This is a genomic window from Pseudoxanthobacter sp. (assembly GCF_036822375.1).
GTDB lineage: Bacteria > Pseudomonadota > Alphaproteobacteria > Rhizobiales > Segnochrobactraceae > Pseudoxanthobacter.
Genome location: NZ_DAISHT010000042.1, coordinates 1 through 22,812, shown reverse-complemented (window position 1 = coordinate 22,812; position 22,812 = coordinate 1). Strand labels below are relative to the sequence as shown.

Sequence of the window (22,812 nt, the reverse complement as noted above, 5' to 3'; positions counted from 1 at the left end):
CGCTCATGCCCATGACCTCGGGAAGCTCGGAACTGATGAGGATGACGCCGAAGCCGCTGGCGGCCAGCTCATCCATAATCTTGTAGATGGCGAACTTGGCGCCGACATCGATGCCGCGGGTCGGCTCGTCGAAGAACAGCACACGGGAGCCGCGGAACAGCCACTTGGCGATGATGATCTTCTGCTGGTTGCCGCCGGACAGCAGCCGCGCGATCTGGTGGATCGACGGCGTGCGGATGTTCAGGAGATCGACATATTTCTGCGCAACTTCCGCTTCCTTGTGGAAGTTGATGAAACCGGCCTTGTCGGAAACGCCGCCCATGTGGGCCAGAGTGGTGTTGGTGGCCACCGTCATGTTGATGGCGAGGCCGTTGGACTTGCGGTCCTCGGAGAGATAGGCGAGCCCCCGCCGGATTGCGTCCTTCGGCGATTTCGCCACGAGCGGGCGCCCCTCGAAGGTGATGGTGCCGGCATCGAGCGGGTCGGCGCCGAAGATGGCGCGGGCCACTTCCGTTCGTCCCGATCCCATCAGCCCGGCGAAGCCGAGAATCTCGCCGCGGCGCAGGGTGAAGGAAATGTCGGAGAACACGCCCCGGCGCGTCAGGCCGCGGACCTCGAACAGCACCTCGGCGGTCGGCCGGCGGGTTGCCTCGGGGAATTTCTCCTCCAGAGACCGGCCGACCATGCGGGCGACGATGTCGTCCACCGTGATGGTGCTGAAGTCGTCGGTCGAAACATAGCGGCCGTCGCGCAGCACGGTGACGCGGTCGACGATGCCCGCCATCTCGTCGAGACGGTGGGAGATGTAGATGATGGCGACGCCGGCCGCCTTCAGCTCGTGAATGACGCGGAACAGCAGGGACGTTTCGGATTCCGTCAGAGACGAGGTCGGCTCGTCCATGATCAGCACTTCGGCATCGAGCGACAGGGCCTTGGCGATTTCCACCATCTGGCACTGCGCCACCGACAGCCCGCGCACCGGCGCATCGGGAGAGATATCCACCCCCAGCCGGTCGAGGCAGCGCTTGGCCGCCTCCCGCAGGCGGTGGCGGTCCACGAACGGGCCGCGGCGCGGCTCGCGCGCCAGATAGATGTTCTCGGCCACCGACAGGTGCGGAACGAGGTTCAGTTCCTGATGGATGATGGCGATGCCGGCGCGCTCGGCCTCCAGCGAGGAGGTGAAGCGCACCTCCTGCCCCTTGTAGACGATGCGGCCGCCGTCCGGCTTGTAGAGCCCGGAGATGATCTTCATTAGCGTCGACTTGCCGGCGCCGTTCTCGCCGCACACAGCGTGGACCTCGCCGCGGTGCAGGGTCAGGCGCACCTGATCGAGCGCCTTCACGCCGGGAAATTCCTTGGTGACGTTCTCCAGACTGAGAACGATTTCACCGTGCTCCGGATGGCGCCCGGCCACGGCGGCGGTGCCGCCGGGGTGGTTCGAATTCTGCTGCATCCCGCCTCCCAGCGAGACCCCCGGGCGGGGTCCCGGCCATCCGCTTCGGATGGTTCGTTGTGCTTGGTCCGGTCAGGCCAGGTGGTCTTCCAGACCCAATCTGCTTACTGATTTGGGCCAAAGTGGTCAAGCCAATTTGGCGGCTCTTGCGGATATAAATCTGTCGCCGGATAACGCGCAATGCGACAATAGGCGAATAAGCTTTTGTTATAACGTGAAAATATTCGCCTCAGCGCGCGCCGCCGCGGCCACATGCGCCACAGGCGCACGCGCGGTTGTGTCTACTTGTCAGGCCACTTGAGGATCGTTACTGGTAAGGCCAATCGAACGACGCCCATAACAGGCGCAACACCCGAATGTCAGGGATGCCCAATGTCAGGGATGCCCACGGAAACGCCCCCCGCCGCGGCCCGGTTGCCGGAAACCCGGCGTCTTTACCAGCAGGTTGCAGACCGGATTCGCGTTCTCATCGCGGCCGGCACCTTTCCGCCCGCCAGCCGGCTGCCGGCGGAGCGCGATCTGGCCCAGCAGCTGGGCGTGTCGCGCCCGTCGCTGCGCGAGGCGCTGATTGCGCTGGAAATCGACGGCAGCGTCGAAATCCGCATGGGATCGGGCGTCTATGTGACGGCTGCCGCCGGCACCGAGCGCGCCGCCGGCGCGATGATGCGGCCGATGGGCGAGAGCCCGTCGGAACTGATGCAGGCCCGCGCCGTGCTGGAGGGCGGGGTTGCCGCGCTGGCCGCGGCGCGGATGACGCCGGAGGCGACCGCGGGCCTGCGAAGCTGCCTTGCGGCGATGCACGGCGAGATCGGGGCCGGGCGCAAGCCGCTGGAGCACGACCGGCAGTTTCACGTCTCCATCGCCGCCATCAGCGGAAACCCGGTGCTGACGCGCCTCGTCGGCGAGCTTTTCGACGAGCGCCACAGTCCGATTTCCGCCCAGCTCTCCGGTCACTTCGAAAGCCCGGAAACCTGGGCTCTGGCGCTTGGCGAGCACGAGGCCATTCTCGATGCGCTGGAGGCGGGCGATCCGCTGCAGGCGGAGGCGGCGATGCGCTGTCACATCCAGTCTTCCAAGCAGCGCTGGGTGCGGGACTGAGCGGTTCCGCCGGGACAGCGTCGCGATGCCCCGGCGGTGTTGCCCGTTCCGTCAGCGGACGTGCTGGCTCTGCTCGCCGAGGCCCTCGATGCCGAGGCGGATGCGGTCGCCCGGTTTCAGGAACACCGGCGGCTTCTGGCCGAGGCCCACGCCCGGCGGCGTGCCGGTGGAGATGATGTCGCCCGGGTGCAGGCTCATGAACTGCGACAGGTAGGAGACGACGTGGGCGATGCCGTAGACCATCGTCTTCGTCGAGCCGTTCTGGTAGCGGTGGCCGTTGACCTCCAGCCACATGGCGAGGTTCTGCGGATCGGCAACCTCGTCGCGGGTCACCAGCCAGGGGCCGGTCGGGCCGAAGGTGTCGCAGCTCTTGCCCTTGGTCCACTGGCCGGCGCGCTCGATCTGGAAGGCGCGCTCCGACACATCGTTGATGACGCAGTAGCCGGCGACATGGTCGAGGGCTTCCGCCTCGCTGACATATTTCGCGGTCTTGCCGATCACCACGCCGAGTTCGACTTCCCAGTCGGTCTTGGTAGAGCCGCGGGGAATTTCGATGTCGTCGTCCGGGCCGACGATGGCGCTGGTGGCCTTCATGAAGATCACCGGCTCGGGCGGCACGGCCGCGCCCGTCTCGGCGGCGTGGTCGGAATAGTTGAGGCCGATGCAGATGAACTTGCCGGTGCCGGCAACGCAGGGGCCGTAACGCACCGGGCCTTCCACCACGGGCAGGGCGGCGACATCGATGGCGGCAATTTCCGCCAGCCCGTCGGGCGTCAGCCACCGGCCGGCAAGGTCGCCGACATGGGCGGAGAGATCGCGGATGCGGCCTTCGCCGTCGAGAAGACCGGGCTTCTCCTGTCCCGGCGCGCCATAACGCAGAAGCTTCATATCGTTTCCTCGGGTGTTTCTTCGGGCTCCGCGCGGGGAGCGGCCTCAGATATTCGACCAGCCGCCGTCCACGACGAGCGCCTGTCCGCTCATGAAGGCGGATTCGTCGCTGGCAAGATAGAGGGCAAGGGCGGCGATTTCCTCCGGCGTGCCGAGCCGGCCCATCGGCTGGCGCGAGATGAAGGCGGCCCGGGCGGTCTCGTAGTCGCCGAGTGCGCGCATCCGCTGGTCCAGCGACGGACTTTCGACGGTGCCCGGGCAGATGCAGTTGGCGCGGATGCCCCTTGTCACGAAATCCGCCGCCACCGACTTGGTGAGCCCGACGACCGCCGCCTTCGTGGTTCCATAGATGAAACGGTTCGGCGCGGCGATGACGCTGGAGGCGACCGAGGCGATGTTGACGATCGAAGCGCCGCCATTGTCCACCATCGCCGGCAGGAAGGCGCGGATCAGGCGATACATCGAACGCACGTTGAGGGTGACGGAGAAGTCGAACGCAGCTTCGTCGCAGTCCAGAATGGTGCCGGCGTGGACGAAGCCGGCGGCATTGGCAAGAACGTGCGGCGCGCCGGTTTCAGCGGCGAAGGCGGCAATCGCCTCCGGGCTGGTCACGTCCAGCACGCGGGGCGTGATGCCGGGCGTGCCTTCGAGCGCGGCCAGCGCGCCGGCGTTGATGTCGGTGGCGATCACCTTTGCGCCCTCGGCGGCAAAGGCCAGCGCAATGGCGCGGCCGATGCCCTGCGCTGCGGCCGTGACGACGGCGGTTTTACCGGCAAGACGATCCGTCATGTGAACTCCCGTGGCCGCGGCCCGGCGGCGCCGCAGTCTCTGCCATCGGCCGGGACAGGCGAAGGCTCGCGGAGCGGATCGGTCCGCGACCGGCGGGCGCCGGCCCGCGGGGCGGCAGCCTGCAACGGCCCGCGCCCCCTCCCGCGAATGCCGGCCTGTCGCCGGTCTGCTTTGCGCCGCCCCCTGCGGGTGGCGTCTGAGTTTCATATACAGATCATCGTTGCATATGTAAACGAGGTTTCAGCGATCCAGCGCCAGTGCATCGGAAATATGGCGGGCCGCGGTGGCCAGCTCTGCCATCACCTCGTCCGGCTCGCGCGGGTTGGTCAGGACGCGGAGATAGGGGCAGGTGAGGGCGGCGACGGCGCCGCCTTCGCGGGCGTCGAGAATCGGGGCGGAAAGATCGATCACCGCTTCGGTGATGGAGGACGGCCGCATCACCCGGCCTTCGGCGCGCCAGCCGGCCAGCGTGGCCTCCAGAGCGTCAAGATCGATCCACGGGTTCTCGCGGCGCATGTCCTCAAAGAGGCGATGGCGGCGACGGGCGCTCATGAACGCCAGCAGACAGTTGCCCGAACCGGTGAGTTCCAGCGGCTGGCGGTAGCCGATCCGCACCGTGAAGCCGATGTGATTGGAGCTTTCCACCCGCGCGATCACCACCATCTGCGGGCCGGACGCCACCGCCAGATGGCAGGCATAGCCCTGCGCGTCGGTGAAGGCGTTCATGAACGGCAGCGCCAGTTCCACCAGCGAACGGTTCACCGGCCGGTTCAGCCCGAGGCGGAACAGCCGGTCGGTGACGACGAAGCGATCCTCCGATTCGGTGCGCTCGATATAGCCGCGCCCTTCCAGAACCGAGACCATGCGAAAGATCTCGCCCTTGGTCCGCCCGACGCCGTCGCCGATCTGCTGCAGGGTCAGCGCCTCGCGGGCGGCGGACAGAAGCTCAAGGATGTCCAGCCCTTTTTCCAGCGCCGGCGCGGAATAGCGCCGCTCCCGGTCGCCCGGGCCGTCCGGCTCGCCGTCTCCCGCTGTCATGCTCAAGGCCGCCTCTCCCCTCGTTTCGTGTCTTGACGGGCAATTTCATATATGATTATCGATTTCATATCCAAAACAAAACCCCGCCGCCTGTGCGGTCGGCCCCGAAGGGAGGGATCATGGCGTCCGATTTCGTCATCACAGGACATCGGTCCTACGATATTCGTTTCCCGACCTCCTCGCAAAAGGACGGCTCGGATGCGATGAACGCCGATCCGGACTATTCGGCCGCCTATGTGGTGCTGGAGACCGATGGCGGCCCTGAAGGCCATGGCCTGACCTTCACCATCGGTCGCGGCAACGATCTGTGCCGCGCCGGCATCGAACTGCTGATGCCGCGGCTGACAGGCCTGAAGCTGTCGGACATCACCGCCGACATGGGGGCGTTCTGGCGCCATATGACGGGCGATTCGCAGCTGCGCTGGGTCGGGCCCGACAAAGGCGTGATGCACCTTGCGACCGGTGCGGTCGTCAACGCGGTGTGGGACCTGTGGGGCAAGGCAGCCGGCAAGCCGGTGTGGCAGCTCGTGGCCGACATGGAACCGGAAGAGATCGTGAAGCTGATCGACTTCCGCTACCTCACCAACGCCCTCACCCCCGACGAGGCGCTGGAGATTCTGACCCGCGCGAAGCAGGGGCAGGCAGAGCGCCGCGCCCTGCTGCTGGAAAAGGGCTATCCGAGCTACACCACCTCCGCCGGCTGGCTCGGCTACGATGACGACAAGATCCGCCGGCTGGCACGCGAGGGCGTGGAAGCGGGCTGGACCCACTTCAAGCTCAAGGTCGGCCGCGATCTTGAGGACGATATCCGCCGCTGCCGCATCCTGCGCGAGGAGATCGGTCCCGACCGCACGCTGATGATCGATGCCAACCAGATCTGGGAAGTCGGTCAGGCCGTCGACTGGGTGAAGGCGCTGCAGCCGTTCGGGCCGTGGTTCATCGAGGAGCCGACGTCGCCTGACGATATTCTCGGCCATGCCCAGATCCGCGCCGGCGTGGCGCCGACCAAGGTCGCCACCGGCGAGATGTGCCAGAACCGCATCCTGTTCAAGCAGTTCCTGCAGGCCGACGCCATCGACGTGGTGCAGATCGATTCCTGCCGCGTCGGCGGCATCAACGAGAACCTCGCGATCATGCTGATGGCGGCGAAGTTCGGCAAGCCGGTCTGCCCCCATGCCGGCGGCGTGGGCCTGTGCGAATATGTGCAGCACCTCTCCATGATCGATTATCTGGCTATCTCCGGTTCGTGGGATGGCCGCGTGACCGAGTTCGTGGACCATCTGCACGAGCACTTCATCACCCCGTGCGTGGTGAAGGACGGCCGCTACATGGCGCCGCTGGCGCCGGGCTTCTCCATCGAGATGAAGCAGGCGTCCATCGACGCCCACCTCTTCGGGGGCTGAGGCGATGCTGAAGGGGATCGATCCCGCCCTTTCGCCCGACCTGCTCTGGGTGCTGGCGGCCATGGGCCACGGCGACGACCTCGCCGTGGTCGATGCCAACCACCCGGCCGAGGCGATCGCGCGCGCCACCACCTCCGGCCGGCTCATCAGCCTGCCGGGTCTTGCCATCGACCGGGCGGTGCGGGCGATCCTCAGCCTGATGCCGCTCGACGCCTATGTCGACGATCCGGCGCGGCGCATGCTGGTGGTGGAAGACCCGGCCATCGTGCCGGCGACGCAGGCGGAGGTGCAGGCCGAAATCGACCGGGCCGGGGGGCGCCCCCGGCCCATGGCCGGGCTGGAGCGCTTTGCCTTCTACAGTGCCGCGCGGCAGGCCTTTGCGGTGGTGCAGGCCGGCGACCCGCGCCCCTATGGCTGCTTCCTGCTGCGCAAGGGCGTGATCGCCGGCGAAAAGCCGCGCTGAGTGCCCGCGCCCCGGCCGTGCCTGCGGCCGGGGCCGCGCATCCTTGAGGGGCGCGTCGACTCCCTATAGGAATACCCGGTAACCCGCCTGCTTTCCCTGTGCGATCCCGCGCCGGCGCTCCCGGCCCCGCCGGGAAGGAACCATGCGGGGGATGTGCGGGAAGGGATGGCCCTGAGTGTCTGGTTCTGGTCCGATCGCGGGCGTATCCCGCTTCGTGAAGCGTGAGTGGTACACCCTTGCCATCGTCGGCATGGTGGTGCTCGCCTCGTTCCTGCCGATCGGCGGCAGGCCGGCGGTGGTGTTCGATCACGCCACGACGCTGGCCATCGCCCTGCTGTTCTTCCTGCACGGTGCCCGGCTCTCGCGCGATGTGGTGATTGCCGGCGTCACGCACTGGCGGCTGCACCTCGTCATCCTCGCCACCACCTTCGTGCTGTTCCCGGTGCTCGGCCTCATCATCTGGGCCATTCCCGGCGTTTTGCCGGAAGCGCTGAAGACCGGCATCATGTTCCTCGCCGTGCTGCCTTCCACGGTGCAGTCTTCGATCGCATTCGTCTCCATCGCGCGCGGCAATGTGCCGGCGGCGGTGTGCGCGGCGTCGGCCTCCAACATTTTCGGCATGTTCATAACGCCGCTGCTGGTGGGCCTCATCTTCCACAACATCGGCAGCGGCCCCGGCTTTTCGCTGGATGCGCTGGAGGCGATCGTGCTGCAGCTGCTGCTGCCGTTCGTGGCCGGCCAGCTGGTGCAGCCCTGGCTCGGGCCGGTGCTGCGCCGCCACAAGCTGCTGACGCAGACGGTGGATCGCGGCTCCATCCTGATGGTGGTCTACGCGGCCTTCTCGGAAGCGGTCATCGGCGGGCTGTGGCACAAGGTGTCGGTCGATGCGCTGGCCATCGTGGTGGCCATCGATATCGTTCTGCTGGCCGTGGTGCTGGTCATCACCTGGTTCGGCAGTGCGGCAATCGGCTTCAACCGCGAGGACCGCATCACCATCATGTTCTGCGGTTCCAAGAAGAGCCTTGCCTCCGGCGCGCCGATGGCGAATGTGCTGTTCGCGGGGCAGGATGTCGGGGCCATCGTGTTGCCGCTGATGTTCTTTCACCAGATCCAGCTGATGGTCTGCGCGGTGCTGGCGCGCCGCTTCGCCGCAAGCGCCCCGCCGGAGGAAGACCTGCACGGCCACGCATGATCTGCCTCAAGGCAGGGTGCCGCAGTCGTGGCCATGATGCACCGCAACAGCCCCTGAGCCGGCTTGCGACGGCACGACGCGGTGCCGGCAGGGGGGCGTGCATCGTCTTGTCGTCATCCGGCCGCTAGGCTGACATGCGGCGACAGACATCAGGCTCGAACAGGACTTTGCCGAATGGACACTCAGGCGACCAGCGCGGCCAGCGGCCCTGCAGGCGGCGGAGAGGACTCCGCGCGCCATCACGGAAAATTCCTCCGGCTCATCGAGAAGGCGGCCGGCCTTGAGATGCTGCGCATGGCGGTGGCGCACCCGTGCGATCAGGTTTCGCTCGAAGGCGCGCTTCAGGCGCGCAAGGACGGCCTCGTCGAGCCGATCCTCGTCGGCCCCCGCGCCCGGATCGAGAAGGTGGCCGCCGATCTCGGCGAGAGCCTCGACGGCATCGAGATCGTCGACGAGCCCCACAGCCACGCTGCCGCGGCAGGGGCCGTGCAGCTGGTGGCGCAGGGCAAAGCCGATATCGTGATGAAGGGCAGCCTGCATTCCGACGAGATCCTCGGCGCGGTGCTCTCCAAGGAAGGCGGCCTGCGTACCGCCCGCCGCCTGAGCCACGTCTTCGTCATGGACGTGCCGACCTATGAGGAACTGCTGTTCATCACCGATGCGGCGGTGAATATTTTCCCCGATCTGGCCTCCAAGGCCGATATTCTGCAGAACGCCATCGACCTGCATGGCGGCCTCGGCCTCGGCCGGCCGCGGGTGGCGATCCTGTCGGCGGTGGAAACCGTGACGCCGAAGATCCCGAGCACCATCGAGGCGGCGGCGCTGTGCAAGATGACCGACCGCGGCCAGATCACCGGGGCCGATGTCGACGGCCCGCTGGCCCTCGATAACGCCATCGATGTCGATGCCGCCCGCGTTAAAGGCATCGTTTCGCCGGTGGCCGGCCGCGCGCAGATCCTGATGGTGCCGGATCTGGAAGCCGGCAACATGCTGGCGAAGAACCTGACCTTCCTGGCCGGGGCGGACGCGGCCGGCATCGTGCTGGGGGCGAAGGTGCCGGTGGTGCTGACATCGCGCGCCGACAGCATCATTGCCCGGCGCGCCTCGTGCGCCATTGCCGCGATCTATGCCGATTACCTGCGCCGCAAGCGCGGCAAGGCGCTGGTGGCGGGCTGAACCGCCGGTCCGCCGGCGGACCGGGGATTGCCACGGGCCCGCCGGCGCGGTCTGCTTCGGCGGCGGGGAGCGGGCAGGGGCGATTCGCCGCCCCGGTCCCGCTCCGCCGTTCCCCCGCGCATGCCCGTGCCGGGGCAAACGCCATTGCCGGGGAGACGCGATGTTCGATTCCGCCACGCTCACGGGGCATACCCTCAGCAAGGACGATTTCAAGACGCTCGCCCCGCAACTGCGCGAGGATCTGCTGAACGCCCAGTTCGAGCTGGTCGAGCAGCGCCGCAAGGCAGTGCTGATCCTGCTGAACGGCCCGGACGGTTCCGGCAAGGGCCACGTTCTGACGCGGCTCTACCAGTGGCTCGACGCCCATTATCTGGAGACGATCTCCTACGACGATCCCGACGGTGTGCACCGCCACCATCCGATGGCGTGGCGCTACTGGCGCGACCTGCCGGCCAAGGGGCGGATCGGCGTCATGCTCGGTTCGTGGTATCACCAGATCCTGCGCGGCGTGACGCTCGGCAACATGAGCCCGGCCGAACTGACCCAGACCCTCGACCGCACCAACCGCATGGAAGCGATGCTCTCGTCGGAGGGCGTCGTCATCATCAAGCTGTGGCTCTATCTGAGCCGCGACGATGCCATCCGTCGTCTGGAGCGCGACCGCAACAAGCTGAAGCTGTCCGATCTCACCATCCGCGAATGGCCGGAACTCGACACGGCGCGCGCCCATGACCGGCTGCTCCATGCGGCGATCCGGGTGGCCGAGCAGACATCCACGCCTCACGCCCCGTGGGAGGTGGTGCCGGCCGCCGACGGGCGCTACCGCGACGCCGCGGTGGGCAAGGTTCTGCTCGACGCTCTCGTTCGCGCCACGGTGAACGGCCACCCGCCGGCCGTCCAGCAGACCTCGCCGGCTGCGCCGACCGTGCCGCTGCATCAGGACGTGGTCTCGGTCGCCTCGGCAACGCCGGTCTCCAATTTCCGCCTGCCGGCCACCTCGCTGGTGGGCTCGCTCGATCTGTCGCGCAAGCTCGACGAAGAGGCCTATCGCAGCCGGCTGGAGAAGGCGCAGCACCGGCTGGCCGATCTGACCATCTCGAAGGGCTTTCGCAAACGCGGTGTGATCTGTGCGTTCGAGGGCAACGACGCCGCCGGCAAGGGCGGCGCGATCATGCGGCTGCGGCAGGCGCTCGATCCGCGCCGGGTGCGGGTGTGGCCGATTGCCAGACCGAGCGACGAGGAGCTGGCGCACCCCTATCTCTGGCGGTTCTGGCGGCGCATTCCGGCGCTGGGCCACACGGCGGTGTTCGACCGTTCGTGGTATGGCCGGGTGCTGGTGGAGCGCGTGGAGGGCTTCTGCACCGCTGACGACTGGACGCGCGCCTATGGCGAAATCAACGATTTCGAGCGCGATCTCGATGCAAACGGCTATCTGGTGGTGAAGTTCTGGCTGGCGATCAGCCCGGAGGAGCAATATCGCCGCTTCAAGGAGCGCGAGGCCGTGCCCTTCAAGCGCTTCAAGCTGACGGACGAAGACTGGCGCAACCGCGAAAAGTGGCCTCTCTACGAGACCGCCGTCAACGAGATGGTCGACCGCACGTCCACCAGCTTCGCTCCGTGGACGCTGGTGGAGGCGGAGGACAAGCGCTTCGCCCGCGTGAAGGTGCTGGAGACCATCGTGCGGCGTCTGGAACGGGCGCTGGACTGACCGTTCGGCGGACGGGCGGCGCGCCGGCCGCGGCTGCCAATCTGCCGCACCCGGCCGCATTGATCGGAGCCGGCTTCATCCCCAGCTTCTGGAGCTGGGGCGACGGCCGGCCATGGCCGCCGCCCGGCTCGATCTGACGGGGAAAATGCCTTGGACGCCTATCTCGCCCTTCTCGCCGATCCCGCTGTCTGGGCGGCTCTGGCAACGCTGATTGCCATGGAGATTGTGCTCGGCATCGACAACCTGCTGTTCATCTCCATTCTCACCAACCGCCTGCCGGAAGCCGACCGGCCGCGCGCCCGGCGCATCGGCATCGGGCTGGCGCTGATCCTGCGGCTGGCGCTGCTGTCCACGGTGGCCTTCATCGTACAGCTGACCACGCCGCTGTTCACGCTGTTCGGCCATGGCTTTTCCTGGCGCGATCTCATCCTCATCGGCGGCGGCCTGTTCCTCGTCTGGAAGGCCACCAAGGAAATCCACCACAACATCGACCCCGATCCCGAGGGCGACATGTTCGAGGGCGGGCGCGCGGCCATCGGGTTCACGGCGGCGATCGGGCAGATCCTGATGCTCGATCTGGTGTTTTCCATCGACAGCATCATTACCGCGGTCGGCATGACCAATCATGTGCCGATCATGGTGGTGGCCGTCATCGTGGCGGTGACGGTGATGCTGGTGGCGGCCGATCCGCTCGGCCGCTTCATCGGCAACAACCCGACCATCGTCATGCTGGCACTGGGCTTCCTGCTGCTGATCGGCACGACGCTGATTGCCGATGGCTTCGGGGCGCACATTCCGAAGGGCTATATCTACACCGCCATGGCGTTCTCGGCCGCCGTGGAGGGGCTGAACATGGTGGCGCGCAACCGCCGCCGGGCCCGCGGCGGCCGGCACTGAGGCGCATCGCCGGCGGGGGGAACCTTCCCCCGCCGGCCATGTTGCGGCTTGACGCGGGCCGCGCCTGCGGATGACCCTGTGGTGAGCTGCAGCGGAGCCGGTTTTCCACTCATGGCCACCTTTCTTGCGCGCAACGCCAGCCTGCTGGTGACGATGGACGATGGCCGGCGCGAGCTGCGCGATGCGGGCCTCTTTGCCCGCGATGGTCTCATAGAAGCGGTCGGCCCGTCGGCCGACCTGCCGCAGAGCGCGGACGAAGTGGTTGATCTGTCAGGGCAGATCGTCTTTCCCGGCCTCGTCAACTGCCATCACCATCTCGATCAGGTTCTGACGCGGAACCTGCCGGCCGGGCAGAACACCAACCTGTTCCCCTGGCTGAAGGCGCACTATCGCATCTGGGCCGCCCGCACACCGCCGGCGGCGCGCACCGCCACCATCGTCGGCGCGGCGGAGCTGGCACTCACCGGCTGCACCACGCTGTTCGATCACGCTTACGTGTTCCAGAACGGCTGCCGGGTCGACGACCAGATCGCGGCCGCCCGCGAGGTCGGCATCCGCTTCGTCGTTTCGCGCGGATCGATGTCGCTGGGGGAATCGAAGGGCGGCCTGCCGCCGGACGACTGCGTGGAGGACGAGGACGCCATTCTCGCCGATTGCGAGCGGGTGGTGGCGCGCTATCACCAGAGCGGACCGGGGGCGATGACCCAGATCGCGCTGGCGCCGTGCTCGCCGTTCTCCGTCACGCCGGCGCTGATGCGCGAGACCGCCGCCATGGCCCGCCGCCTTGGCGTGCGCCTCCACACCCATCTGTGCGAAACGGTCGACGAGGAGCGCTACACGCAGGCACGGTTCGGCATGCGCCCTGTAGCCTATCTGGAAACGCTGGACTGGGTGGGCGGCGACGTCTGGTATGCCCACGCCATCCATGTCAGCGACGACGAGGTGCGGCTGTTTGCCGATCGCGGTGCCGGGGTGTGCCACTGCCCGTCCTCCAACATGCGCCTTGCCTCCGGCATTGCGCCGGTGCGGGCCTATCGCGATGCCGGGGTGAACGTCGGCCTCGGCGTTGACGGCTCGGCCAGCAACGATGCCAACAACATGCTCAACGAGGCGCGCATGGCGATGTTGCTGGCACGGCTGAAGATGGGGCTGCCGCCGCCGGCCGGCCCGGATACGACGGTTGCCACATCCGACCCGGCGCGGGCAGCGGAGTGGATGGGCGCGCGCGAGGTGCTGGAAATCGCCACCCGCGGCGGCGCGGCGGTGCTCGGCCGCAGCGATATCGGTGCGCTGGAGGCCGGCCGCGCCGCCGATTTCTTTACGCTCTCGCTCGACGATGTCGCTTTTGCCGGCGCGCTGGCCGATCCGGTGGCCGCGGCCGTGTTCTGCATGCCCGGCCGGGTGCGGCACACGGTCGTCGGCGGCCGTTTCGTGGTGCGCGACGGTGCGGTCGTGACGGTCGATCTGCCGGCGGTGGTTGCCGAGCACAACCGGCATGCCGCGCGGCTTGCGGCTCTCTCGCGATGAGGGCGGAAACCGGACCGGCCGGACCGCATGGCCGCGGGTGGCAAGGAAGCCGCGACAAATCAACAGTTTGACCCTCGGGCCGGGAACATATCCCATATGGATGGTAGCTGTGGCGATCTGTGCTGCAACTGCGTCGGGGGGTGCGGATTGACGGATCGGTTGGCAGATCGGGGGGGGCGGGGCGAAAGCGCCCGGGCTCCGGGCGTTGTGCCGGCTGCCCGCGTTGTGCTGGGCGCGGCCGCGATCGCTGTCGTCTATGTGGCGGTGGCGCTGGGCTGCATTGCCCTGTCGCGGCTGGGCAACGGTCTGGCCACGGTCTGGCTGCCGGTGAGCGTTTCCATCGCCATTGCCATGCGCTGGAAGCCGTCGCCGTTGTGGCCGGTGCCGGTGGCGGTGTTTCTGGCGGCGGCGGTCGCGCAGATGATCAGCGGGCGGCCGCTGCCGGTGTCGCTGGGCATGGCGCTGGGCTCGTCGCTTGAGGCGACCGTCGCAGTGCTGCTGATCCGGCGCTTTGTGCCGGTGCCGACGCCGCCGACGCTGCGGGCGGCGCTGGTGGTGATGCTCATCACCGTGGTCATTGCGCCTGCCCTCAGCGCCGGCATCGGCGGCATCGTGCTCGCCGGCTTCAGCGGCGTTCCGTTCCGCTCGGTTTTTGCGTCGTGGTGGGGCATTTCGGCCTGGGGATCGGCGGTGGTGATGCCGATTGCCATGGTGGCCTCGCGCCGCGCGCTCGATCGCGCCCTGCGGCCGCAGCGCGCGGTGGCGCTGCTGCTGCTGTTGCTGGCCGTTTCTGCCATGACGACCGCCGCTTTTCTGCTGACGCCCTATCCGTTTGTCATCATGACGGTGGTCGTGCTGGGCGCAGTGATGTGGCTCAACGCCTTCAGCGCCACGCTGACCGGCATCGCCATCGTGACCACCGTGGTCGTGCTGCAGCTCGGCGGCGCGCTCGATGCCGGGGAGACCGTGAGCCGCTTCTTTTCCGCCGCGCTGGTCAGCGTGCTGCCGTTCCTGCTTGCGGCGCAGAAGGATGCGCTGCGCCAGAGCGAGAAGGCCGCGCGGCAGAGCGAGGCGCTGTTCCGCCGGGCGATGGAAGATTCCGCCATCGGTATGGCGCTGGTCGGCCTCGACGGCCGCTTTCTGCGCGTCAACGATGCCCTTTGCAGCCTGCTCGGCTATCCGCGGGAAGAACTGCTGGCGCTGTCGTTCACCGACGTGACCTTTGAGGCCGACCGTCCGCGTTCGCTGCTGGGCGCGCAGCGGCTGCTGCGCGGCGAGGCGGCCTCGATGCAGGCGGAGAAGCGCTACCGGCGCAAGGACGGCACGGTGATCTGGGGCGGGCTGGCGAGTTCGCTGGTTCAGGATGCGACGACCGGCGAGCCGGAGTTCTTCATTTCGCAGGTGCAGGACATCGACGAGCGCCGCAAGGCGCAGGCGCAGCTGGCCGATGCGGAAAGCCGCTGGCATTTTGCGCTGGAGAGCGCCCGGCAGGGCGTGTGGGATCATGTCGTGCGCACCGGCGAGGTCTTCGTCTCGCCGGTCTGGAAAGCGCTGCTCGGCTATCGCGACGACGAGTTCGACACCCGGCAGACGCCGTGGCTGTCGCTCGTCCACCCCGACGACCGCCCCCGGATTGAGGCTCTTGAGGCGTTGTGCGTGGACGGCGCACAGGATTTCTTCGAGTGCGAATTCCGCATGCGCCACAAGGACGGGCACTGGATCTGGCTGCTCGACCGCGGCCGCGTCATCGAGCGCGACGACACAGGCAGGGCCGTGCGCCTGATCGGCACCCATACCGACATTTCCGAGCGGCGGCGCACCGAGCAGGCGGTGCGCGGGCTCAATGAGCGGTTCCGGCTGGCCATGACGGCTGCCGAAGTGGGGCTGTTCGAATGCGATCTCGACCATGAGTCCCTGCTGTGGGACGAGCGCATGCTGCAGCTCTATCGCTGCAAGCCGCAGGATTTCGCCGGCCGCTTCTCCGACTGGGTCGAGCGCATCCACCCCGACGATCTGGCCACCGCAAGGCGTGAGTTCGACGAGATGGTGCTGCGCGGGCGCGTCGTCATGTCGGATTACCGCATCGTGCGCGATGACGGCGCGATCCGCTACGTCCACACGGTCGGCCAGCTCATCGCCGCGCAGGGCGAGGCGCCGCGCCGCATCATCGGCGTGCAGTGGGACGTGACCGCGCAGGTCACCCTCACGCAGGCGCTGGCGGAGGAGAAGGAGCGGCTGCGCATCACGCTCCATTCCATCGGCGACGGCGTCATCTGCACCGATGCGGCGGCCAATGTCACGTTCATGAACCCGGTGGCCGAGCAGCTGACAGGGCGGACGCTGGCGGAGGCTTCCGGCGAGCCGGCGGGCAACGTCTTCGTGCTGGTGCATGAGGAAGACGGACAGCCGATCGACGATCCCGTGCGCGAGGCGCTGCATTCCCGCGCCACCGTTTCCACGCCCGACGGCGCCTTGCTGGTCAACAGCCGCGACGAGCGCTTTTCGGTGCACCAGACCTCCGCGCCGGTCGCCACCGCCTCCGGCGAGGTGCTCGGGGCCGTGCTGGTCTTTCAGGATGTGACGGGCGCGCGGGCGCTGCAGAAGGCGCTGGCCTATTCCGCCAGCCACGATGCCCTGACCGGCCTGCCCAACCGGTCCGCGTTCGAGAAGATGCTGGCCGATCTGTCGATGACCGTTGCGATCGACGGGCGGCATCATGCGCTGGCCTATATCGACCTCGACCGCTTCAAGATCGTCAACGACACCGCTGGCCATGCCGCCGGCGATGCGCTTCTGCGCGAGGTGGCGCGCTCGCTGCGGGCGGCGCTGCCGGCCAGCGATATCGTGGCCCGCCTCGGCGGCGATGAATTCGCGGTGCTGCTGCACGACAGCCGTCTGGACGAGGCCGATCTGGCCTGCCGGCGCATTATCGATGCCCTCGGCCGGGTTCGTTTCCGCTGGGAGGGCCGCACCTACGATATCGGCGCCAGCGTCGGCCTTGCGGCCATTGCCGGCACGGCGCTTTCGGCCGACGACCTGATGAAGCAGGCCGATGTCGCCTGCTATGCCGCCAAGGCGGCCGGCCGCAACCGGGTGTCGCTCTATACCGCCGGCGCCGGCGATGCCGAGCGGCACTATCGCGAGATTCACGTGGCGGCCGGCATCCGCGCTGCGCTGGAATCGAACCGTTTCCGGCTCTATGCGCAGGAAATCCGCGATCTCGGCGCGGGGGCGCGGGCGGGAAGCCGCTATGAAATCCTGCTGCGCATGCTGGACGAGGATGGAACCGTGCTCACACCGGCGGCCTTCATTCCGGCGGCCGAGCGCTATGACCTGATGGGCATCATCGACCGCTGGGTGATTTCCACGCTGCTGCGGGCCTACCGTGACGACCTGCGGCGTCATCCCGCCGTGGAAATCACCATCAACCTGTCGGCCAACTCGCTCAGCGATCCGCTGCTGTGGCCATTCGTGCAGAACGAGATCCGCATTTCCGGCATTGCGCCGGAGCGGCTGCATTTCGAGATCACCGAGACGACGCTGGTCAACAATTTCCCCGTCGCCCGGGAGTTCGTGGCCCAGATCCGCTCCACCGGCTCGAAAGTCGTGCTCGACGATTTCGGCACGGGGCTGTCGTCGTTTGCCTACCTGAAGCAGTTCGAGGTCGATGCCATCAAGATCGACGGCACCTTCGTGCGTCACATGGCCGTGAGCCAGGTCGACCGGCGCATTGTGGAATCGATCAACGACATCGGCCATGCCCTCGGCCTGTGCACAGTGGCCGAGTTCGTGGAAAGCGAAGCCATTCTGGAGGAGGTGCGCGCCATCGGCATCGACCGGGCGCAGGGCTACTGCATCGGCCGGCCGCGCCCTCTCGGCGAGGTGCTGTGCACCGCGCAGGCCTAGGAGCAGACACCCCGGGGACGCGCCCAAATCCGAGCCGGCATTCAGGCCCGCACCGGCGCTTCCGGCTGCGGCGACTTTCCACACCCTGCGTTGACAGTTCTGCCATGCTGGCGCTCCATCGTGCGCGACGGGCGGCAGGCGTGGCCACCGGGCCCCTCCGGTGGCAAGGCAGGAGTTTGCAACGTGACGACCGCGATTCACGGACGTGCCCACCCGCCTGCAGAAGGCCGATCCGGCGAGGCCGACACGGCGCCCCCGGCCACGATGTTCATCTTCGGCGCCTCCGGCGATCTCACCCGCCGCCTGCTGCTGCCGGCGCTCTACAATCTCGTCGTCGAAAAGCTGCTCGATCCCGGCTTTGCCATCGTCGGCGTCGATCATGTCGAGCACACCGAAGCGGATTTCCGCGATTACCTGAACAGCACCGTGCCGGCCCAGATCGCCGGCCACGTCAATGCGCCGGACATGCTGGACGGTGCGGCGTGGACATGGCTGGTGCGGCGCTGCGGCTATGTCGCCGGCGATTTCGGGGATCCCGCCACCTACCGCGCGCTCGCAGCGCGGCTGGAGGAAAGCCGCGCCGAGCATGGCCATGCCAACGCGGTGTTCTATCTGGCCGTCGCGCCGCGCTTCTTCGGCGCCGTGGTCGAGCAGCTCGGCGCGGCCGGCCTGCTCAGCGAGGAAGACGGCAGCTTCCGCCGCATCGTCATCGAGAAGCCGTTCGGCACCGACGTCGATTCAGCCCATGAACTGGATGCCATCCTGCTGCGCGAGGCCGGCGAGCGGCAGATCTATCGCATCGACCATTTCCTCGGCAAGGAAACGGTGCAGAACGTGATGGCGCTGCGGTTCGGCAACGGCATCTTCGAACCGATCTGGAGCCGGGAATATATTGACCACATTCAGATCACCGCGGCCGAAACCGTGACCGTGGAGAACCGCGGCAAGTTCTACGACGCGACCGGCGCCCTGCGCGATATGGTGCCGAACCACATGTTCCAGCTTCTCGCCATGACGGCCATGGAGCCGCCGAACTCGTTTGCGGCGGACGCGGTGCGCACCGAGAAAGCCAAGGTGATCGAAGCCATTCGCCGCCACAGTCCGGCAGAGGCGGCGCGCTGGTCGGTGCGCGGGCAATATACCGCCGGCCAGATCGGCAGCCGCGCGGTGGGCGATTTCGTGTCCGAGCCGCATGTCGCCCCCGACAGCCGCACGGAAACCTATGTGGCGCTGAAGTGCATGGTGGATAACTGGCGCTGGTCGGGCGTGCCGTTCTTCATCCGCACCGGCAAGGCGCTGTCGGTGCGGCGCACCGAAATCGCCATCCAGTTCAAGCGCGCGCCGAGCGTGCTGTTCCGCGACACGCCGACCGGCGCGCTGGAGCCGAACCTGCTCATCATCCATGTGCAGCCGAACGAGGGCATTTCGCTGCGGTTCGCCGCCAAGGTGCCGGGCCGCAAGGTCCGGCTTTCCAAGGTGGACATGGATTTCCGCTATTCGGATTATTTCCGCGCCGAGCCGTCCACCGGCTACGAGACGCTGATTTTCGACTGCCTCATCGGCGATGCCACGCTGTTCCAGCGGGCCGACAACATCGAAGCCGGCTGGGGGGCGGTGCAGTCGCTGATCGATGCGACGGGGCAGGGCCTGTGCGACCTGCACCCTTATGTCGCCGGCTCGCGCGGGCCGGAGGCCGCCGACGCCCTGATCGGCCGCGACGGCTATTCCTGGCTGCCGCTTTCCGGCCGCCCCTGAAACCGGGGCGGGCGCGGAGCTGGAGATCGTCTCAGGCCCCGCGTGTTGTCGGGCGCCGCCGCGGCGGCTTATTCGGCGGCCGCCGCCTCCCCGGCCAGCCCGCGCTTTTCCAGCAGCGCCTCCGGATCGGGATCGCGGCCGCGGAAGGCGCGATAGGCCTCTTCCGGCGCCTGCCGGTCGCCGGCACCGTAGACAAAGGTGCGCAGCTTCTGCGCAACCGCGGGGGCGAACGGATCGCCGGCCTCGGTGAAGGCGCGGAAGCCGTCGGCATCCAGCACTTCCGACCACAGATAGCTGTAATAGGCGGCCGAATAGCCGCTGCCGGCGAAGACATGCTGGAAGTGCGGCACGCGGTGCCGCATGACCATGGCTTCGGGCATGCCGATGTCCTTCAGCACCCCGGCCTCGAAGGCGATGGGGTCGAAGTCCGCACCGACGGCAGCCAGCTTGTGCATCTCCAGATCGACAAGCGCGGAGGCGGTATATTCCACCGTCGCGAAGCCCTGATTGAAGGTGCGGCTTGCCAGCAGCCGGTCGAGCAGAGCTTCCGGCATCGGCTCGCCGGTGCGGTAGTGCACGGCAAAGCGCTGCAGCACCTGCGGCTGTTCCAGCCAGTGTTCATAGAGCTGGGAGGGGAACTCCACGAAATCGCGGGCCACGGCCGTGCCTGCGATGGAGGGATAGGTCACGTCCGACAGCAGGCCGTGCAGCGCGTGGCCGAACTCGTGGAACAGCGTGCGGGCATCGTCGAAGGAAAGCAGTGTCGGCTCGCCCGCGGCCGGGCGGGCAAAATTCATGACGTTGAGGATGATCGGGCGGATATCGCCCTCAAGTTTCTGCTGGCTGCGGAAGGCGCTCATCCAGGCGCCGCTGCGCTTGGAGGGGCGGGCATAGTAGTCGCCGATGAACAGGCCGACCGGCGAGCCGTCGGCGTTCGTCACCTCGAAAGCGCGGGCATCGGGGTGATAGAGCACCAGATCCGGCCGTGCGGCGAAGCGGATGCCGAACAGGCGCGAGGCAGTGTCGAATGCCGCCTCGATCATGCGGTCAAGCTGGAGATAGGGCTTCAGCGCGCTCTCATCGAGATCAAACGCGGCCTTGCGGCGCTTTTCGGAATAATAACGCCAGTCCCACGGCGCGATGCGGAAATTGCCGCCTTCCTGCTGGGCGATCTGCTGCAGGGCCTCGCGCTCTTCCACCGCACGCCGGGTCGCCGGCACCCACACGGAGCGCAGCAGCGCTTCGGCGGCTTCGGGCGCCTTGGCCATGGAATCGGCCAGGCGATAGCGCGCATAGGAATCGTAGCCGAGCAGGCGGGCGCTCTCTGCGCGCAGGCGCACGGTCTCGGCAATGAGGGGGCGGTTGTCGGCATCCGGGTTCTCGCCACGGCTGACCCACGCCCGGAAGGCCTGTTCGCGCAGGGCGCGGTTATCGGCCGATTGCAGGAACGGTTCGATGGACGAGCGCGACAGCGTGATCACCCACTTGCCGGCAAGGCCGCGGTCTTCGGCCGCCTTGGCGGCGCTGGCGCGCAGAAAATCCGGCAGCCCGGCGAGGTCTGCCTCATCGTCGATGACGAGGGTCCAGTCCTTTTCCGATTTCAGCACATTCTGGCCGAATGCGGTGCCGACCGTGGCGAGGCGTTCGGAAATGGCCGCGAGCCGGGCCTTTACGGCGTCGCTCAGGGCGGCACCGGAGCGCACGAAGGCGGTGTGGTGGCGCTCCAGCACGCGGGCCTGCTCGGCGGTCAGACCGGCCGTTCCCTTGCGGAACACGGCGTCGATGCGGGCAAACAGCGCCGCATTGAGGTACATGTCGTTGTAGTGCCGGGCCATCAGCGGCGCCAGATCGCGTTCGATCGCCTGCAGGGCATCGCTCGTGTCGGCGCTGGCGAGGTTATAGAACACTGCCGAGGTGCGGCGCAGCAACGGGCCGCTTCTCTCGAAGGCGGCAATGGTGTTGTCGAAATCGGGTTCGGCCGGATCGGCGATAATGGCTTCGATCTCGCGGTTCTGCGCGGCAAAGCCCTTGTCGAAGGCCGGGCGGAAGTGCTCCGGCCGGATCGAGGCAAAGGGCGGCAGGCCGAACGGCAGCGTCGATGCCTGCAGGAACGGGTTGTCGGCAGTCTCACTCACGGCGCACCTCTTGTTCTTCCCGGGCGTGGCAGCCCCCTGCACAGGGCCCGCCACAGGCGGCCTGTGCCGCCGCCCATGGCGGCGGGGTGTGGCAGCCGGTCCGGCGGCACGGCTCGTGCCCTTCGTCAAGCTGGTGCGAAGCCCCGGCCGCGGCAAGGGGTGGCCGTACGATTTCCCCATCCCTGCCGTTCGTGGCGCGGTTGGCGGGCGCGGTGCGGCGATCAAACCTGCGCGAAGGTGGCTGCCTGCTCTTCTGGTGGCGCGCAGGCGGTGCCATACTGCCGCCGGTTGCCCGCCGGGCACGAAAAGCGACGCGCTGCCGCATCCTGTGATCAGACCGCGATCTTCCGGTCGCAGGATGCGGCAGCAGACCTGAGGTGGAGCAGAGCCGCAGCGCCGGTGCAGGCCGGGCGGCCGGGCTGCACCGGAATCGCAGAGATATCGGGATCACAGAGACAGAGCATGGCGCAGGGACCTTCCGCCCGGGAACGGGCTGGCATCAACGACGAGACCTACGGTGCATCCGAACTTGCCGCGGCGCTGCCGAAGGACCATTTCCCCGCGGCCGAGCGCGATCCGCGCCGCATCTATGCCGCGGTGCGCGACGAACTGATGCTGGACGGCAATTCCCGGCAGAATCTGGCCACCTTCTGCCAGACGTGGGAAGAGCCGGAAATCCATCGCCTGATGGATGACTGCATCGACAAGAACATGATCGACAAGGACGAATATCCGCAGACGGCCGAGATCGAGGCGCGCTGCGTGCGGATGCTTGCCGACCTGTGGCACGCCCCGGCCGGCCCGGCCATGGGCTGTTCCACCACCGGGTCCAGCGAAGCGGCGATGCTGGGCGGCCTTGCCATGAAGCGCCGCTGGGAAGCCCGCCGCCGGGCCGAAGGCAAGCCGGCGGACAAGCCGAACATCATCACCGGCCCGGTGCAGATCTGCTGGCACAAGTTCACCCGCTACTGGGATGTCGAGCACCGCGAAATCCCGATGGAAAACGGCCGTCTGCTGATGACGCCGGAAGAGGTGCTGAAGCGCTGCGACGAAAACACCATCGGCGTGGTGCCCACGCTGGGGGTGACGTTTACCGGCGAGTTCGAGCCGGTGAAGGCGGTGAGCGACGCGCTGGACCGGCTGCAGGCCGAAACCGGCCTCGACATTCCGATTCATGTCGACGGCGCCAGCGGCGGCTTTCTGGCGCCGTTCTGCGCGCCGGAACTGGAGTGGGATTTCCGTCTGCCGCGGGTGCGCTCCATCAATGCCTCGGGCCACAAGTTCGGCCTTGCGCCGCTGGGCGTGGGCTGGGTGATGTGGCGGGAGGAGAAGGACCTGCCGGACGAGATGGTGTTCTGGGTCAACTATCTCGGCGGCAACATGC

General features: G+C 67.6%; 16 protein-coding genes. 11 read left to right on the top strand and 5 right to left on the bottom strand.

What is annotated here, in order from left to right:
• The coding region (locus V7067_RS06500) for a sugar ABC transporter ATP-binding protein (RefSeq protein ID WP_334175072.1) at positions 1 to 1,453 on the bottom strand (1,453 nt) is incomplete at its 3' end.
• Positions 1,454 to 1,825: 372 nt separating this feature from the next.
• Here V7067_RS06500 and V7067_RS06495 point away from each other — a divergent pair.
• Complete coding sequence (locus V7067_RS06495) at positions 1,826 to 2,551, top strand: FadR/GntR family transcriptional regulator (RefSeq protein ID WP_334175071.1); 726 nt, start codon at positions 1,826 to 1,828, stop codon at positions 2,549 to 2,551.
• 51 nt (positions 2,552 to 2,602) lie between these two features.
• Here V7067_RS06495 and V7067_RS06490 read toward each other — a convergent pair whose 3' ends face one another.
• The 3 genes from V7067_RS06490 to V7067_RS06480 form a co-directional block, all read right to left on the bottom strand.
• The gene (locus V7067_RS06490) at positions 2,603 to 3,439 is read right to left on the bottom strand and encodes a fumarylacetoacetate hydrolase family protein (protein ID WP_334175070.1); all 837 of its coding nucleotides are present in this window, start codon (positions 3,437 to 3,439) and stop codon (positions 2,603 to 2,605) included.
• Positions 3,440 to 3,484: 45 nt separating this feature from the next.
• Positions 3,485 to 4,228, bottom strand: coding sequence for an SDR family oxidoreductase (locus V7067_RS06485; protein WP_334175069.1), 744 nt, complete (start codon positions 4,226 to 4,228; stop codon positions 3,485 to 3,487).
• Positions 4,229 to 4,468: 240 nt separating this feature from the next.
• Positions 4,469 to 5,266 carry an IclR family transcriptional regulator gene (locus V7067_RS06480; protein WP_334175068.1) on the bottom strand — a complete coding sequence of 266 codons (798 nt, stop codon included), beginning with the start codon at positions 5,264 to 5,266 and terminating at the stop codon, positions 4,469 to 4,471.
• 119 nt (positions 5,267 to 5,385) lie between these two features.
• Here V7067_RS06480 and V7067_RS06475 point away from each other — a divergent pair, with 119 nt between their 5' ends.
• The 9 genes from V7067_RS06475 (at position 5,386) to zwf (ending at position 19,293) form a co-directional block, all read left to right on the top strand.
• Complete coding sequence (locus tag V7067_RS06475; RefSeq protein WP_334175067.1) at positions 5,386 to 6,669, top strand: L-fuconate dehydratase; 1,284 nt, start codon at positions 5,386 to 5,388, stop codon at positions 6,667 to 6,669.
• Between the two features lie 4 nt (positions 6,670 to 6,673).
• Positions 6,674 to 7,132, top strand: a complete 459-nt coding sequence (locus V7067_RS06470) for an RbsD/FucU domain-containing protein (protein WP_334175066.1) — start codon at positions 6,674 to 6,676, stop codon at positions 7,130 to 7,132.
• Positions 7,133 to 7,307: 175 nt separating this feature from the next.
• The gene (locus tag V7067_RS06465; protein WP_334175065.1) at positions 7,308 to 8,324 is read left to right on the top strand and encodes a bile acid:sodium symporter family protein; all 1,017 of its coding nucleotides are present in this window, start codon (positions 7,308 to 7,310) and stop codon (positions 8,322 to 8,324) included.
• A gap of 174 nt (positions 8,325 to 8,498) precedes the next feature.
• A complete protein-coding gene (locus V7067_RS06460; protein ID WP_334175064.1) occupies positions 8,499 to 9,500 on the top strand; it encodes a phosphate acetyltransferase in 1,002 nt (333 codons plus the stop codon).
• A 160-nt stretch (positions 9,501 to 9,660) separates the two neighbouring features.
• A complete protein-coding gene (pap, locus tag V7067_RS06455) occupies positions 9,661 to 11,208 on the top strand; it encodes a polyphosphate:AMP phosphotransferase (protein WP_334175063.1) in 1,548 nt (515 codons plus the stop codon).
• Between the two features lie 150 nt (positions 11,209 to 11,358).
• The gene (locus V7067_RS06450) at positions 11,359 to 12,105 is read left to right on the top strand and encodes a TerC family protein (RefSeq protein ID WP_334175062.1); all 747 of its coding nucleotides are present in this window, start codon (positions 11,359 to 11,361) and stop codon (positions 12,103 to 12,105) included.
• Between the two features lie 111 nt (positions 12,106 to 12,216).
• Positions 12,217 to 13,632 (top strand): 8-oxoguanine deaminase, encoded by a 1,416-nt coding sequence (locus V7067_RS06445; RefSeq protein ID WP_334175061.1) that lies wholly within the window; start codon positions 12,217 to 12,219, stop codon positions 13,630 to 13,632.
• Positions 13,633 to 13,839: 207 nt separating this feature from the next.
• Positions 13,840 to 17,538, top strand: a complete 3,699-nt coding sequence (locus V7067_RS06440) for a PAS domain S-box protein (RefSeq protein ID WP_334175060.1) — start codon at positions 13,840 to 13,842, stop codon at positions 17,536 to 17,538.
• A gap of 264 nt (positions 17,539 to 17,802) precedes the next feature.
• On the top strand, positions 17,803 to 19,293 hold the full coding sequence (gene zwf / locus V7067_RS06435; protein WP_334175073.1) for a glucose-6-phosphate dehydrogenase: 1,491 nt from the start codon (positions 17,803 to 17,805) through the stop codon (positions 19,291 to 19,293).
• Between the two features lie 68 nt (positions 19,294 to 19,361).
• Here zwf and V7067_RS06430 read toward each other — a convergent pair whose 3' ends face one another.
• Positions 19,362 to 21,428: a M3 family metallopeptidase gene (locus V7067_RS06430; protein ID WP_334175059.1), complete on the bottom strand. Its 2,067-nt coding sequence runs from the start codon at positions 21,426 to 21,428 to the stop codon at positions 19,362 to 19,364.
• Between the two features lie 462 nt (positions 21,429 to 21,890).
• Between V7067_RS06430 and V7067_RS06425 the strand changes: the two genes are divergently transcribed.
• The coding region (locus tag V7067_RS06425) for a glutamate decarboxylase (RefSeq protein WP_334175058.1) at positions 21,891 to 22,812 on the top strand (922 nt) is incomplete at its 3' end.

Excerpts from the sequence above, each read along its gene's own strand:
- V7067_RS06490 (WP_334175070.1), bottom strand. The coding sequence starts at position 3,439 with ATGAAGCTTCTGCGTTATGGCGCGCCGGGACAGGAGAAGCCCGGTCTT.
- V7067_RS06475 (WP_334175067.1), top strand. The coding sequence starts at position 5,386 with ATGGCGTCCGATTTCGTCATCACAGGACATCGGTCCTACGATATTCGT.
- pap (WP_334175063.1), top strand. The coding sequence starts at position 9,661 with ATGTTCGATTCCGCCACGCTCACGGGGCATACCCTCAGCAAGGACGAT.
- V7067_RS06460 (WP_334175064.1), top strand. The coding sequence starts at position 8,499 with ATGGACACTCAGGCGACCAGCGCGGCCAGCGGCCCTGCAGGCGGCGGA.
- V7067_RS06470 (WP_334175066.1), top strand. The coding sequence starts at position 6,674 with ATGCTGAAGGGGATCGATCCCGCCCTTTCGCCCGACCTGCTCTGGGTG.
- V7067_RS06480 (WP_334175068.1), bottom strand. The coding sequence starts at position 5,266 with ATGACAGCGGGAGACGGCGAGCCGGACGGCCCGGGCGACCGGGAGCGG.
- V7067_RS06495 (WP_334175071.1), top strand. The coding sequence starts at position 1,826 with ATGTCAGGGATGCCCACGGAAACGCCCCCCGCCGCGGCCCGGTTGCCG.
- zwf (WP_334175073.1), top strand. The coding sequence starts at position 17,803 with ATGTTCATCTTCGGCGCCTCCGGCGATCTCACCCGCCGCCTGCTGCTG.
- V7067_RS06445 (WP_334175061.1), top strand. The coding sequence starts at position 12,217 with ATGGCCACCTTTCTTGCGCGCAACGCCAGCCTGCTGGTGACGATGGAC.
- V7067_RS06485 (WP_334175069.1), bottom strand. The coding sequence starts at position 4,228 with ATGACGGATCGTCTTGCCGGTAAAACCGCCGTCGTCACGGCCGCAGCG.